This window comes from Micromonospora sp. RB23 (genome assembly GCF_053585025.1).
The window spans coordinates 2,791,769-2,806,500 of sequence record NZ_CM132111.1; the positions used below are offsets into that span (position 1 = coordinate 2,791,769).

Below are 14,732 nucleotides of genomic sequence, written 5' to 3' on the forward strand. Positions count from 1 at the left end.
CCCCCACTCCCGCGTCGATCTTGCAGTTGCTGTCGACGAAATGCCGGGTTGACGTACTTGTGCAACGACAGGAAGTGCAAGATCGGCGCGGGGGAGGGGTGGGGGTTAGGTTTGGTGGATGACCTCTGAGGTGCGACTGCGCCCCGTTCGTGAGGACGATCTCGTGGAGTTCTTCCTGCACCAGCAGGATCCCGAGGCGAACCGGATGGCGGCGTTCGGCCCCGCCGACCCGACGGATCACCGCGAGTTCGCCCGGCACTGGGCGCGGGTGCTGACCAACCCGGCGAACCGGGTCCGCACCGTCGAGGCCGACGGCGAGGTGGTCGGCTACGTGAGCGCCTTCCCGGTCGACGACCAGACCGAGGTCAGCTACTGGATCGACCCGGCCCGCTGGGGCCGGGGCCACGCCACCGCGGCCCTGGCCGCCCTGCTGCGCGAGCTGCCCCGGCCGGTGCACGCACGAGCCGCGAAGGACAACGCCGCCTCCCTCGCGGTGCTCCGCAAGTGCGGGTTCGTCGTCATCGGCGAGGACTCCGGGTACGCCAACGGGCGCGGCACGGAGGTCGAGGAGTGGCTGCTGGAGCTGCCCGCCGACACCTCTGACCTGGGCTGGCACTAGTCTCGCGGGGTGAACTGGTTGGATCTGGTCGGCTGGGCCGGCTCCGCGGTACTGGTCTGGTCGCTGCTGCAGTCGCGCATTCTGCGGCTGCGCGCCCTGAACCTCGTCGGCTGTGCCGTGCTGATCGGCTACAACGCCGCCATCGAGGTGTGGCCCATGGTCGGGCTCAACATCGTCCTCGCGTTGATCAACATCTGGTACCTGCGGGGAATGCTCGCCACCCGCCACGACGAGCAGACCTACCAGGTGGTGCAGGTCGGGGTCGACGACCAGTTCCTCGCCCACACGCTGCGGGTGCACGGGCCGGACATCGCCCGCTTCAACCCCGACTTCCACTGGGACCCGGCCAGCGCCGACCGCTCGGCCTTCCTCGTGGTCACCGCCGACGAGGTGGTGGGGGTGGTGCTGTCGCACGCCGAGGCACGCGGGGTCGCCCAGATCGACCTGGACTACGTGACCCCGAAGTTCCGGGACTTCACCCCCGGCGAGTTCGTCTACCGGCGCAGCCGCCTCTTCACCGAACGCGGCTTTCACCGGGTCGTCAGCCCGCCCGGCATGGTCGCCCCCTACTACCACCGGCTCGGGTTCCGCCCCGAGGGCGACTCGTACGTCCTCGACCTACCCGCGTCACCGGCCGTCGGATCGGCGTAGCGTCACCCGGGCAGGATTCGGCCGCGACCGCACGGGGCACAGAAGCGCGTACGCCGGGCGGGCTCGCCGACCGGCGGGCGCCGTGCGTACGGCCGGCGTCACCATCGCAGAGGGAGCGAACCGGGCGTGCAGAGCTACGGGAGCCAACTGGCCCTGGTCGGGATCCTGATCGTGATCAACGCGCTCTTCGCCGGCAGCGAGATGGCGTTGGTGTCACTGCGGGACAGCCAGATCCAGCGCCTCGAACGCACCAGCCGGGCCGGAGGGGTCCTGGCCCGACTCGCCAAGGACCCGAACCGCTTCCTCGCCACCATCCAGATCGGCATCACCCTCGCCGGTTTCCTGGCCTCCGCCGCTGCGGCGGTCTCCCTCGCCAAGCCCCTCGTCCCGCTGCTCGGCGTGTTCGGCAGCGCCGCCGACACGGTGGCGATCGTGGTGGTCACCCTCGCCCTGACCTTCGTCACCCTGGTCTTCGGCGAGCTGGCCCCCAAGCGGATCGCCATGCAGTCCGCCGAGCGGTGGGCGCTGCTGGTGGCCCGCCCGCTCGACGTGCTCGCCAGCCTCACCCGCCCCGCCGTCTGGGCCCTCGGCGCCACCAGCGACCTTGTCGTCCGCCTGGTCGGGCTCAACCCGAAGCACGAGCCTGAGGAGATCGGCCCGGACGAGCTGCGCGAGATCGTCGCCGGCAACCACGGCTTCACCAAGGAACAGCGCACGATCATCGCCGGCGCGGTGGAGATCGCCGACCGGCGGTTGCGGGCTGTGCTCGTACCCCGGTTGCAGGTCTTCACGCTCGACAGCGGGACCACCGCGGAGGCCGCGCGGCTCGTGCTGGCCGCGACCGGGCATTCCCGGGCGCCCGTGGTGCGCCACGGCGGCCTGGACGACACCGCCGGCGTGATCCACCTGCGTGACCTGGTCGGCGTGCCCGACGATCGGCCGATCGACGAGATCGCCCGCCCACCGATGCTGCTGCCCGACTCGCTGCCGGTGGTGGACGCGCTGCGCCAGTTCAAGGCCGAGCGCCAGCACATCGCCCTCGTCGTGGACGAACGCGGCGCGGTCGACGGGATCGTGACGTTGGAGGACATCCTGGAGGAGATCGTCGGAGAGATCTACGACGAGACCGACCGGGACGGCTACACGGTCCGGCGCGAGCCGGACGGCGCGATGGTGCTGCCCGGCACCTTCCCCGTGCACGACCTCCCGGACATCGGCGTCGAACTGCCCTCGCGCCCGGCCGGCGACTACACCACCGTCGCCGGGCTGGTGCTGGCCCGCCTCGGGCACATCCCGACCGTCGCCGGGGAGGACGTCACCCTCGACGGCTGGGTGCTCACGGTGGCCGACATCGACCACCGGGCCATCACGGAGGTACGCCTGCGGCAGGTTCCCGCCGCCGACGAGGCGGCCGACGGCGGTGACGCCGCCGACGAGGCCGCCGAGCCCGTGCTGGACGAGGCCCGGAGCTGACCGAGCCCGCCGATCAGTCGCGCGAGAGGTTCTGCAACCGGACCTGACCGCGCGCGACCAGGCGCTCCCTGGCGTCGGCGATCTCCACCTGCCAGAGCTGCTGGCTACGGCCCCGGTGCACCGGGGTGCCGACCGCCCGCAGCTCACCGTCGGACACGGCCCGCAGGAAGTCGGTCTGGTTCGACACCCCGACCACCGTGCCCCGGCCGGCCAGCCAGAGCGAACCGCCGACGCTGCCCGCCGTCTCCACGACCGAGCAGTACACCCCACCGTGCTGGATACCGAACGGCTGGTGCAGTTCCGGACGGACCTGCCAGCTGATGACGACGCGGTCGGGGGTCGCCTCCTCGAATTTCAGGCCGAGTAGGTTGACGAAACCACCCGTCAGATCCGGCATATCCACGGCAGAGCCCTCCTGGGAACAGTGGGGCGCAAGCGTAACCGGGCGCGTTGCCCCAAACCCGGTACGGGTCGATGCCGGCGATGGGGGAGAATCGGTGACCGTGACCGACAGCAACCCCCCGCCGACCGGGCGGGACTCCCTGACCGACGACCTGCTCTGGCGTGGCCTCATCCAGGACTCGACCGGCCTCGACGAGCTGCGCGAGCTGCTCGACGGCGGGACGGCCACCACCTATTACGTGGGCTTCGACCCCACCGCGCAGAGCCTGCACGTCGGCTCGCTCATGCAGGTCACCACGGCCCGGCGGCTGCAACTCGCGGGTCATCGCCCCCTGCTGCTGGTGGGCGGGGCGACCGGGCAGATCGGTGACCCGAAGGAGAGCGCCGAGCGGACGCTCAACCCGCCCGAGGTGATCGCTGGCTGGGTCGAGCGAATCCGTGAGCAGCTCGCGCCCTTCGTCTCGTACACCGGCGCGAACGCGGCCCAGCTCGTCAACAACCTGGACTGGACCGGCGAGATGTCCGTGGTCGAGTTCCTGCGCGACGTGGGCAAGCACTTCCCCGTGAACAAGATGCTCGCGCGGGAGGTGGTGCGGGCGCGGCTGGAGACCGGCATCAGCTTCACCGAGTTCAGCTACCAGCTGTTGCAGGCCAACGACTTCTTCGAGCTGCACCGGCGGCATGACTGCCAGCTCCAGTTCGGTGGCTCCGACCAGTGGGGCAACATCACGGCGGGCGTCGACTACGTGCGGCGGCGCGGCGCGGGGCCGGTGCAGGCGTTCACCACGCCGCTGGTCACCAAGGCCGACGGTACGAAGTTCGGCAAGACCGAGGGCGGGGCGGTCTGGCTCGACCCCACGCTGACGAGTCCGTACGCGTTCTACCAGTTCTGGCTCAACGTGGACGACCGTGAGGTCGACCGCTACCTGCGGTACTTCAGCTTCCGTACACGCGAGGAGCTGGAGGAGCTGGCAAAGGAGACGGCCGAACGGCCGGCGGCCCGGCTGGCCCAGCGGGCGTTGGCCGAGGAGTTGACCACGCTCGTGCACGGCGCCGAGGAGACCCGGCAGGCGGTTGCCGCCAGCCAGGCGCTGTTCGGACGGGGTTCCCTCGACGACCTGGCCCCGGAGACGCTGCGCGCAGCGCTCACCGAGGCGGGCCTGGTGCGGCTCTCCGGCGAACTGCCGGACGTGGCGGGCCTGCTGCGGGACTCCGGGCTCGTCAACGGCCTCAAGGAGGCCCGGCGGGTCATCGCGGAGGGCGGCGCCTACGTGAACAACACGAGAGTGACCGAGGTGGACGCCACGGTGTCGACCGGCGACCTGCTGCACGGTCGGTACCTGGTGCTGCGCCGGGGCAAGCGGTCGTTCGCCGGCGTTGAGCTGGGCGAATAGTCGATCGTCGACGATGTGACGGGGGACGCGTCCGGCGGATTTGACGATCATCCGGCCGGACGCGTAACTTTCTCTCTGCCAGCGCGGAACGGACGAAACAGGCGAAAGCCTGAAGCGGCCGGAGCGCGGTGACGGCCTCGGGGTCGGGCGGGTTCGCCGCCAGATCGCCGACCGGGTGGTGCCCACGGAAACGCCGCGAGGCGGATTTGGTGCGGCGGAACCGACCGGGTAAGGTAGTCAGCCGGCAGGGAAACGGGCGAGCAAGCGGGCAACCGCTGCGGCCGGCCTGCCACTCCATGATGAGAGCGGCGCGAGCCGGTCGAGCCATGGTGCCCGCAACGCGGTGGAAAGCACGACGAACCGGGAAACACCGGTTTGACACGGCGGAAACCAGCGGGTAACGTAGTAAAAGTGCCTGGCGCTGAAAGCGCCGGACACGCGAACGAAAAGCCCCAAGTTGGGGTCCCAGAGATGGGGCTTCGGGTTGGTGTGTGGTTGTTCTTTGAGAACTCAACAGGGTGCTTGTAAAGCCAGTGCCAATTATGATTTATACCCCGGACTGGCAGCCTGCTTTTGGTGGGTTGTTGGTTGGGATTCCTTTGGCAACATTTGTTTGTTGTCAGGGTTTGCTGTTCAACTAATTTTTTGTTGGAGAGTTTGATCCTGGCTCAGGACGAACGCTGGCGGCGTGCTTAACACATGCAAGTCGAGCGGAAAGGCCCTTCGGGGTACTCGAGCGGCGAACGGGTGAGTAACACGTGAGCAACCTGCCCCAAGCTTTGGGATAACCCTCGGAAACGGGGGCTAATACCGAATATTACTGCTGGTCGCATGGCTGGTGGTGGAAAGTTTTTCGGCTTGGGATGGGCTCGCGGCCTATCAGCTTGTTGGTGGGGTGATGGCCTACCAAGGCGACGACGGGTAGCCGGCCTGAGAGGGCGACCGGCCACACTGGGACTGAGACACGGCCCAGACTCCTACGGGAGGCAGCAGTGGGGAATATTGCACAATGGGCGGAAGCCTGATGCAGCGACGCCGCGTGAGGGATGACGGCCTTCGGGTTGTAAACCTCTTTCAGCAGGGACGAAGCGAGAGTGACGGTACCTGCAGAAGAAGCACCGGCCAACTACGTGCCAGCAGCCGCGGTAAGACGTAGGGTGCGAGCGTTGTCCGGATTTATTGGGCGTAAAGAGCTCGTAGGCGGCTTGTCGCGTCGACCGTGAAAACTTGGGGCTCAACCCCAAGCCTGCGGTCGATACGGGCAGGCTAGAGTTCGGTAGGGGAGACTGGAATTCCTGGTGTAGCGGTGAAATGCGCAGATATCAGGAGGAACACCGGTGGCGAAGGCGGGTCTCTGGGCCGATACTGACGCTGAGGAGCGAAAGCGTGGGGAGCGAACAGGATTAGATACCCTGGTAGTCCACGCTGTAAACGTTGGGCGCTAGGTGTGGGGGGCCTCTCCGGTTCCCTGTGCCGCAGCTAACGCATTAAGCGCCCCGCCTGGGGAGTACGGCCGCAAGGCTAAAACTCAAAGGAATTGACGGGGGCCCGCACAAGCGGCGGAGCATGCGGATTAATTCGATGCAACGCGAAGAACCTTACCTGGGTTTGACATGGCCGCAAAACCTCCAGAGATGGGGGGTCCTTCGGGGGCGGTCACAGGTGGTGCATGGCTGTCGTCAGCTCGTGTCGTGAGATGTTGGGTTAAGTCCCGCAACGAGCGCAACCCTCGTTCGATGTTGCCAGCGCGTTATGGCGGGGACTCATCGAAGACTGCCGGGGTCAACTCGGAGGAAGGTGGGGATGACGTCAAGTCATCATGCCCCTTATGTCCAGGGCTTCACGCATGCTACAATGGCCGGTACAATGGGCTGCGATACCGTGAGGTGGAGCGAATCCCAAAAAGCCGGTCTCAGTTCGGATCGGGGTCTGCAACTCGACCCCGTGAAGTCGGAGTCGCTAGTAATCGCAGATCAGCAACGCTGCGGTGAATACGTTCCCGGGCCTTGTACACACCGCCCGTCACGTCACGAAAGTCGGCAACACCCGAAGCCGGTGGCCCAACCCTTGTGGAGGGAGCCGTCGAAGGTGGGGCTGGCGATTGGGACGAAGTCGTAACAAGGTAGCCGTACCGGAAGGTGCGGCTGGATCACCTCCTTTCTAAGGAGCACCTTCCACCGAAAGGTGGTAAGGAGCCCGCGGTCCGCGAATGTCGGGTCGGGGTGCTCAGATGGCGGAGACACTGGCAAGTTTGTCCTTGGCAACGGCTGGGATCACCTAGTACAGCCACCCTCACCGGTGGTGGGAACGGATGGGTTCTGGTGCGGCTGAGGAGGGATGTAAGCACCCTGTTGGGTCCTGAAAGAACAACCGATGGTTGTCTTTCAGAGACTGGTCCAGCCCTGTGGGGTTGGGAGTCTGCCAGGCATGGCCTGGCCTCGCATACCGTTGGTCCGAGAGGGCTGGGTTTGGTGTGGGGCGTATCGGGTTGTGGGTTGGTTGTTTGTTGAGAATTGCACAGTGGACGCGAGCATCTTTGTGGTCAAGTTGTCAAGGGCGAACGGTGAATGCCTTGGCACCAGGAGCCGATGAAGGACGTGGGAGGCCGCGATAGGCCTGGGGGAGCTGTCAACCAAGCTGTGATCCCAGGGTGTCCGAATGGGGAAACCTGGCACCAGTCATGTGGTGTCACCCACACCTGAACACATAGGGTGTGTGGAGGGAACGCGGGGAAGTGAAACATCTCAGTACCCGTAGGAAGAGAAAACAAATAGTGATTCCGTGAGTAGTGGCGAGCGAAAGCGGATTGAGGCTAAACCGGCTGCGTGTGATACCTGTCAGGGGTTGCGTGGTCGGGGTTGTGGGACCCTGCTCAACAGGCTGACATCTGTTGGAGAAGTTACAAAGTCAGTGGCTAGTCGAACAGTCTGGAATGGCTGACCGTAGACGGTGAGAGTCCGGTAGGTGAAAGTTGCTGACCTTCTGTGGGTGTTCCCGAGTAGCGGCGGACCCCTGAAATCTGCCGTGAATCTGCCAGGACCACCTGGTAAGCCTAAATACTTCCTGGTGACCGATAGCGGACGAGTACCGTGAGGGAATGGTGAAAAGTACCCCGGGAGGGGAGTGAAATAGTACCTGAAACCGTTCGCCTACAATCCGTCGGAGCCTTGCGGGGTGACGGCGTGCCTTTTGAAGAATGAGCCTGCGAGTTAGTGGCATGTGGCGAGGTTAACCCGTGTGGGGGAGCCGTAGCGAAAGCGAGTCTGAATAGGGCGCCTTTAGTCGCATGCTCTAGACCCGAAGCGGAGTGATCTAGCCATGGGCAGGCTGAAGCGCGGGTAAGACCGCGTGGAGGGCCGAACCCACCAACGTTGAAAAGTTGGGGGATGACCTGTGGTTAGGGGTGAAAGGCCAATCAAACTCCGTGATAGCTGGTTCTCCCCGAAATGCATTTAGGTGCAGCGTCGCGTGTTTCTTGCCGGAGGTAGAGCACTGGATGGTCTAGGGGGCCCACAAGCTTACCGAAATCAGCCAAACTCCGAATGCCGGTAAGTGAGAGCGCGGCAGTGAGACTGCGGGGGATAAGCTTCGTAGTCGAGAGGGAAACAGCCCAGATCACCAGCTAAGGCCCCTAAGCGTGTGCTAAGTGGAAAAGGATGTGGGGTCGCATAGACAACCAGGAGGTTGGCTTAGAAGCAGCCACCCTTTAAAGAGTGCGTAATAGCTCACTGGTCAAGTGGTTCCGCGCCGACAATGTAGCGGGGCTCAAGCACACCGCCGAAGCTGTGGCATTCACATTTTAACCACGCAACGCCTTGATGTGTTGTGCAGGTGTGTGGATGGGTAGGGGAGCGTCGTGCCGGGGGTGAAGCAGCGGGGTGACCCAGTTGTGGACGCGGCACGAGTGAGAATGCAGGCATGAGTAGCGAAAGAAGGGTGAGAAACCCTTCCGCCGGATGACCAAGGGTTCCAGGGCCAGGCTAATCCGCCCTGGGTGAGTCGGGACCTAAGGCGAGGCCGAGAGGCGTAGTCGATGGACAACGGGTTGATATTCCCGTACCCGCGAAAGAGCGTCCCTGATGAACCTCGTTGTGCTAACCACCCAATCCATCCTATGTCTTCGGACTGCGGGTGGGGAGCGTGGGAACCTGGCGGGTAGTAGTCAAGCGATGGGGTGACGCAGGAAGGTAGCTGAGCCCGGCCGGTGGTTGTGCCGGGGTAAGCGTGTAGGCCGTGCCATAGGCAAATCCGTGGCGCATGAAGGCTGAGACGTGATGCCGAGCCGATTCAGGTGAAGTCAGTGATCCTATGCTGCCGAGAAAAGCCTCTAGCGAGTTCTTAGCGGCCCGTACCCCAAACCGACACAGGTGGTCAGGTAGAGAATACCGAGGCGATCGGGCGAACTGTGGTTAAGGAACTCGGCAAATTGCCCCCGTAACTTAGGGAGAAGGGGGGCCGGAGACGTGAAGCCCCGCGCGGGTGGAGCGTTGTATGGCCGCAGAGAGCAGGGGGAAGCGACTGTTTACTAAAAACACAGGTCCATGCGAAGAAGTAATTCGATGTATATGGACTGACGCCTGCCCGGTGCTGGAACGTTAAGGGGACCTGTTAGCTCTTTCGGGGGCGAAGCGGAGAACTTAAGCGCCAGTAAACGGCGGTGGTAACTATAACCATCCTAAGGTAGCGAAATTCCTTGTCGGGTAAGTTCCGACCTGCACGAATGGCGTAACGACTTCCCCACTGTCTCAACCACAGGCCCGGCGAAATTGCAGTACGAGTAAAGATGCTCGTTACGCGCGGCAGGACGGAAAGACCCCGGGACCTTTACTATAGCTTGACATTGGTACTTGAGTTAGCTTGTGTAGGATAGGTGGGAGCCGGTGAAGTCCATACGCCAGTATGGGTGGAGGCAATCTTGAAATACCACTCTGGTTGATTTGGGTATCTAACTTCGGACCGTTATCCGGTTCAGGGACAGTGTCTGGTGGGTAGTTTAACTGGGGCGGTTGCCTCCTAAAGGGTAACGGAGGCGCCCAAAGGTTCCCTCAGCCTGGTTGGCAATCAGGTGTTGAGTGCAAGTACACAAGGGAGCTTGACTGTGAGACTGACAGGTCGAGCAGGGACGAAAGTCGGGACTAGTGATCCGGCACTTGCGAGTGGAAGCGGTGTCGCTCAACGGATAAAAGGTACCCCGGGGATAACAGGCTGATCTTCCCCAAGAGTCCATATCGACGGGATGGTTTGGCACCTCGATGTCGGCTCGTCGCATCCTGGGGCTGTAGCAGGTCCCAAGGGTTGGGCTGTTCGCCCATTAAAGCGGTACGCGAGCTGGGTTTAGAACGTCGTGAGACAGTTCGGTCCCTATCCGCCGTGCGCGTAGGATACTTGAGAAGGGCTGTCCCTAGTACGAGAGGACCGGGACGGACGAACCTCTGGTGTGCCAGTTGTCCCGCCAGGGGCACGGCTGGTTAGCTACGTTCGGAAGGGATAACCGCTGAAAGCATCTAAGCGGGAAGCCTGCTTCAAGATGAGGTATCCCACCCACTTTGTGGGGTAAGGCCCCCAGCTAGACGACTGGGTTGATAGGCCGGAAATGTAAGCCCGGTAACGGGTTCAGTTGACCGGTACTAATAGGCCGAGGACTTGACTACTAAGCTGCTACGCGTCCACTGTGCAACTCTGAACAAACACCACCCGTGAACGTGCCGGGGATTGGTTGATATGTTCATAGAGTTACGGCGGTCATGGCGGAGGGGAAACGCCCGGTTACATTCCGAACCCGGAAGCTAAGCCCTCCAGCGCCGATGGTACTGCACTCGTGAGGGTGTGGGAGAGTAGGACACCGCCGGACAATCTTTCAGTCGAGGGCCGCCCCATCAGGGTCGGCCCTCGACTGCGTAGCGCCATTGGTGGCGCAATCAGGAAGGATGTACCTGTGAGCTCAGGACCGCAGGGCGGAGACCGTCCCCGTCGCTCCGAGGACCGCACCGACGGCCCGGGTGGACGCGACCGTGGAGCGCGCCGCGACGACCGGCCCCCGTACCGGGGAGACCGTGACAACGCCGGCGGTGCCCGGGGCGGCTACACCGGCGGTCGCGATGACGCGGCCCGCGGTGGCGACCGCCGTGAGGGCGGTTTCCGTGGTGGCGACCGTGACGGTGGCTTCCGTGGCGGTGACCGTGGTCGTTCCGGTCCGTCCCGCGAGGGCGGCTTCCGCGGTGGTGACCGCCGCGAGGGTGGCTACCAGGGTGGCGGTGACCGTGGTCGTTCCGGTCCGTCCCGTGAGGGTGGTTTCCGCGGCGGTGACCGCGAGGGTGGTTTCCGTGGTGGCGACCGTCGTGAGGGTGGCTACCAGGGTGGCGGTGACCGTGGTCGTTCCGGTCCGGCCCGCGAGGGCGGTTTCCGCGGCGGCGACCGCGAGGGCGGCTTCCGCGGCGGCGACCGGCGCGAGGGTGGCTCCCGCGACGCCGCGCGTTCGAGTGGGCCGCGCGAGGGCGGTTTCCGTGGTGGTGACCGTCGTGAGGGTGGTTACCAGGGTGGCGGTGACCGTGGTCGTTCCGGTCCGTCCCGTGAGGGTGGTTTCCGTGGTGGTGACCGCGAGGGCGGCTTCCGTGGTGGCGACCGCGAGGGTGGTTTCCGTGGTGGTGACCGTCGTGAGGGTGGTTACCAGGGCGGTGGTGACCGTGGTCGTTCCGGTCCGTCCCGCGAGGGTGGTTTCCGCGGCGGCGACCGCGAGGGCGGCTTCCGTGGTGGCGAGCGTCGTGAGGGTGGCTTCCGGGGCGGCGACCGCGAGGGTGGTTTCCGTGGTGGTGACCGCCGTGAGGGTGGTTACCAGGGCGGTGGTGACCGTGGTCGTTCCGGTCCGTCCCGTGAGGGTGGTTTCCGTGGTGGTGACCGCGAGGGCGGCTTCCGTGGTGGCGACCGTCGTGAGGGTGGCTTCCGGGGCGGCGACCGCGAGGGTGGTTTCCGTGGTGGCGACCGCGAGGGCGGTTTCCGGGGTGGCGACCGCGAGGGCGGTTTCCGTGGTGGTGACCGTCGTGAGGGTGGTTACCAGGGCGGTGGTGACCGTGGTCGTTCCGGTCCGTCCCGCGAGGGTGGCTTCCGGGGCGGCGAGCGCCGCGAGGGTGGCTTCCGCAGCGGCGACCGCGAGGGTGGTTTCCGCGGCGGTGACCGCCGTGAGGGTGGCTTCCGTGGTGGCGACCGTCGTGAGGGTGGTTACCAGGGCGGTGGTGACCGTGGTCGTTCCGGTCCGGCCCGCGAGGGCGGCTTCCGGGGCGGCGACCGTGACTCCGGTGGCTTCCGCGGCGGCGAGCGTGGCGCCTCGCGTCCGGGCGCGCCGCGCGAGGGTGGTTTCCGTGGTGGCGACCGCGAGGGTGGTTTCCGCGGTGGCGACCGTCGTGAGGGCGGATACCGCGGTGGAGACCGTGACCGCGGATACCGGACCGACGAGCGGCCGCGTCGCGAGGACGACCACCGCCGCGACGAGCGTGGCGTGGGCCCGGAGGCGTCCGAGGGTGGGCGCGGTAGTGCCCCGGCACTGCCGGACGACATCGTCGCGACCGACCTCGACAAGGACGTCCGTGCCGAGCTGCTCTCGCTGAACAAGCCGGTCGCCGAGACCGTGGCCCGGCATCTGGTCGCCACCGGTCAGCTGATCGACGATGACCCGGCCGAGGCGTTGGCCCACGCGCTGGCCGCGCGGCGGCTGGCGTCGCGGATCTCCGCTGTCCGTGAGGCGGTCGGCCTGGCCGCGTACCACGCGGGGGAGTGGCAGACCGCGATCGCCGAGCTGCGGACGTACCACCGGATGACCGGTTTGCAGAGTCACCTTGCAGTGCTCGCCGACTGTGAGCGCGCGCTCGGCCGGCCGGAGCGGGCGATCGACCTGTACCGGGGCGCCGACCAGGAGAAGCTGGACCAGGCCGTCGCGATCGAGCTGCTGATCGTCGCCGCCGGAGCACGGGGTGACCTCGGCCAGAAGGACGCGGCTGTCGCGATGCTCCAGGTGCCCGACCTCACCAGCGAGACGACGGTGCCGTGGACTGCGCGACTGCGGTACGCGTACGCGGACGCGCTGCTCGCGGTGGACCGGCGCGATGAGGCCCGCGAGTGGTTCTCCCGCGCCGCCGACGTGGACACCGAGGGCGAGACCGACGCCGCTGAGCGGTTGCTGGAACTCGACGGCGTCCTCATCGAGGGCGACGACGAGGACGAGACCGAGGAGATCGCCACCGGCCCGGGCACGCCGGGCGCCGTACCGGTTCAGCCGGACACGGACCTGACCGCGGGCGACGACGAGAACGTCGACGACGAGGACGACTTCGACGACGACGCTGAGGACGACGAGGACGACTTCGACGACGCTGATGACGACGGCGACGAGGACTTCGACGACGTCGAGGAGGACGGCGTCACCGGCCGGTTGGCGCAGGACGCCGACCGGGTAAACGCCGAGGACGTCGACGGTGATGACGAGGATGTCGACGTCCGCAGCCCTCTGAAGGACGACGTCTCCCCGGCGCTGACCACGCCCGCCGACGACGGTGGCCGTGTGGCGAACGGCGACGAAGCCGCCCCCACCCGGGGTGACGAGCCGGAGTCGACGCAGCGGTGAGCGCGGACGCCGGGAAGCGGCTGATCGACGGGTACAGCCTGGTCGTCTTCGACCTGGACGGTGTGATCTACCTGATCGACCGGCCGATTCCCGGCGCCGTCGAGGCGGTGGCCCGGCTGCACGCCGAGGGGCGGACGGTCGCGTACGCCACCAACAACGCCTCACGCCGCTCCAGCGATGTCGCCGACCTGCTGACCGGGATGGGTGTGCCGGCGCGGCCGGAGGAGGTTCTCACCTCCGCCGCGGCGGCTGCCGAGCTGTTGCGCGACCGGCTGCCGGCTGGCGCGCCGGTGCTCGTGGTGGGCGCGGACGCGTTGCGCGCCGAGCTGCGCGCGGTCGGGCTGACCCCGGTCAGTCGTGCCGACGAGAAGCCGGCCGCGGTGGTGCAGGGCTACGGCCCGCAGGTCGGCTGGGCCGAGTTGGCCGAGGCGTCGGTGGCGGTGCGTGCCGGCGCGCTCTGGGTCGCCACCAACACCGACCGGACGCTGCCCAGCGCCCGTGGCCCGCTGCCGGGCAACGGGTCACTGGTCGCGGTGCTGCGTACCGCGTTGGAGCGGGATCCGGACCTGGTGGTCGGCAAGCCGGAGTCCGCGCTGTTCGAGACGGCCGCCCGACGCGGTGACGGCGGGAAGGCACTTGTCGTTGGCGATCGACTGGACACCGACATCGAGGGCGCCCGCCGCGCGGGGCTGGACAGCCTGCTCGTCCTGACCGGTGTCAGCGACGTACCCGAGCTGCTCGCGGCCGAGCCACGACGGCGGCCCACGTACGTCGCGCGGGACCTGGCCGGGCTCTTCGACCCGGCGGCGGCGGTGCGGGTCCCGGGCCCGACGGACGCCGGCGGGTGGTCCGTCACGGACCGTGACGGCACGCTGGAGCTGGCCGGCGCGGGCCGCGCGTTGGACGCGCTGGCAGCCCTGTGCGCGGCGGCCTGGGCGGCCCCGGCGGTGCCGGCGATCCGCCCGGCGGGCCCGGACGCGGCTGCCGCCCTGAAGAGCTTCGGGCTGGCCACCGACGCGTGAGGCCGCCACCCGGGCGGGAGGCAGACCGCCGACGCGTGCGGCTGGCCGCCGCGCGGAGCGGTCCGCACGGCGTGCGGCCGGCGACCGCCACGGCGGGCCGGTCGAGCGCGAACCTCTAGAGGAGCTTGCGCAGCTTCATCAGGTCGAACGGGTTGGCCTTGATCGACACCCGGCGGGACGTGACCGCCTTGGTGACGTCCAGATCGCCGCGGACCAGGGCGAGCAGGTCGTCGCTGGACGTGCTCAAGGCGATCTTGGCCTTCGGGTCGTCGCCGTCGGTCAGCTCGACCAGGCGGCCACCGCTGATCCGTCCGTGAAAGGCCGTGTCGAGGTCGGTGATGCGGCAGGCCAGGGTGCGCTCCAGGTCGATACGCTCACGGACCGTCTCGGCGTTGCGGTCCAACCGGGCGGCCAGCTCCTGCAACGCCTGCCGGCACTCGTCCACGCTGGCCACATGTCCCCCTCGCCGATCGCCACGCCGTCCCCGGCACCGTACCGCACGGGACAGTCCGGGGTGCCCGGTAGCGTGACACCTGCAGACCCCGCCCGATGGAAGG

General features: G+C 66.7%; 9 protein-coding genes and 3 rRNA genes. 9 read left to right on the forward strand and 3 right to left on the reverse strand.

Translation table 11 applies throughout. The annotated features are described in order from the left end of the window. Positions 1 to 118: 118 nt before the first annotated feature. The 3 genes from ACTFTM_RS12835 to ACTFTM_RS12845 all read left to right on the forward strand — a co-directional run bounded on the left by ACTFTM_RS12835 (position 119) and on the right by ACTFTM_RS12845 (position 2,743). Positions 119 to 619, forward strand: coding sequence for a GNAT family N-acetyltransferase (locus ACTFTM_RS12835; protein ID WP_449565998.1), 501 nt, complete (start codon positions 119 to 121; stop codon positions 617 to 619). Positions 620 to 628: 9 nt separating this feature from the next. Further along, the gene (locus ACTFTM_RS12840; RefSeq protein ID WP_449565999.1) at positions 629 to 1,270 is read left to right on the forward strand and encodes a hypothetical protein; all 642 of its coding nucleotides are present in this window, start codon (positions 629 to 631) and stop codon (positions 1,268 to 1,270) included. Between the two features lie 126 nt (positions 1,271 to 1,396). Then, the gene (locus ACTFTM_RS12845) at positions 1,397 to 2,743 is read left to right on the forward strand and encodes a hemolysin family protein (RefSeq protein WP_449566000.1); all 1,347 of its coding nucleotides are present in this window, start codon (positions 1,397 to 1,399) and stop codon (positions 2,741 to 2,743) included. 13 nt (positions 2,744 to 2,756) lie between these two features. On the opposite strand, the gene ACTFTM_RS12850 is transcribed toward ACTFTM_RS12845, so the two are convergent. Further along, complete coding sequence (locus ACTFTM_RS12850; protein WP_449566623.1) at positions 2,757 to 3,140, reverse strand: PaaI family thioesterase; 384 nt, start codon at positions 3,138 to 3,140, stop codon at positions 2,757 to 2,759. Between the two features lie 106 nt (positions 3,141 to 3,246). Between ACTFTM_RS12850 and tyrS the strand changes: the two genes are divergently transcribed. The 4 genes from tyrS (at position 3,247) to rrf (ending at position 10,390) form a co-directional block, all read left to right on the forward strand. Next, complete coding sequence (tyrS, locus tag ACTFTM_RS12855) at positions 3,247 to 4,539, forward strand: tyrosine--tRNA ligase (protein WP_449566624.1); 1,293 nt, start codon at positions 3,247 to 3,249, stop codon at positions 4,537 to 4,539. A gap of 645 nt (positions 4,540 to 5,184) precedes the next feature. Next, positions 5,185 to 6,699 (forward strand): 16S ribosomal RNA (locus ACTFTM_RS12860). Between the two features lie 380 nt (positions 6,700 to 7,079). Further along, positions 7,080 to 10,190 (forward strand): 23S ribosomal RNA (locus tag ACTFTM_RS12865). A gap of 83 nt (positions 10,191 to 10,273) precedes the next feature. Next, positions 10,274 to 10,390 (forward strand): 5S ribosomal RNA (gene rrf, locus ACTFTM_RS12870). Together the 16S, 23S and 5S rRNA genes form the textbook arrangement of a ribosomal RNA operon. Positions 10,391 to 10,480: 90 nt before the next feature. Here the strand turns inward: rrf and ACTFTM_RS12875 are convergent. Further along, positions 10,481 to 12,013, reverse strand: a complete 1,533-nt coding sequence (locus ACTFTM_RS12875) for a hypothetical protein (RefSeq protein ID WP_449566001.1) — start codon at positions 12,011 to 12,013, stop codon at positions 10,481 to 10,483. A gap of 147 nt (positions 12,014 to 12,160) precedes the next feature. On the opposite strand from ACTFTM_RS12875, the gene ACTFTM_RS12880 reads away from it, so the two are divergent. Together ACTFTM_RS12880 and ACTFTM_RS12885 are read left to right on the forward strand one after the other, a co-directional pair. Then, positions 12,161 to 13,153, forward strand: coding sequence for a hypothetical protein (locus ACTFTM_RS12880; protein WP_449566625.1), 993 nt, complete (start codon positions 12,161 to 12,163; stop codon positions 13,151 to 13,153). Beyond that, positions 13,150 to 14,175 (forward strand): HAD-IIA family hydrolase, encoded by a 1,026-nt coding sequence (locus ACTFTM_RS12885; RefSeq protein ID WP_449566002.1) that lies wholly within the window; start codon positions 13,150 to 13,152, stop codon positions 14,173 to 14,175. The genes ACTFTM_RS12880 and ACTFTM_RS12885 overlap by 4 nt, the downstream gene beginning before the upstream one ends. A 115-nt stretch (positions 14,176 to 14,290) precedes the next feature. Here the strand turns inward: ACTFTM_RS12885 and ACTFTM_RS12890 are convergent, their stop codons facing one another. Next, positions 14,291 to 14,629 (reverse strand): SCP2 sterol-binding domain-containing protein, encoded by a 339-nt coding sequence (locus ACTFTM_RS12890; RefSeq protein WP_007458481.1) that lies wholly within the window; start codon positions 14,627 to 14,629, stop codon positions 14,291 to 14,293. Positions 14,630 to 14,732: the final 103 nt, after the last annotated feature.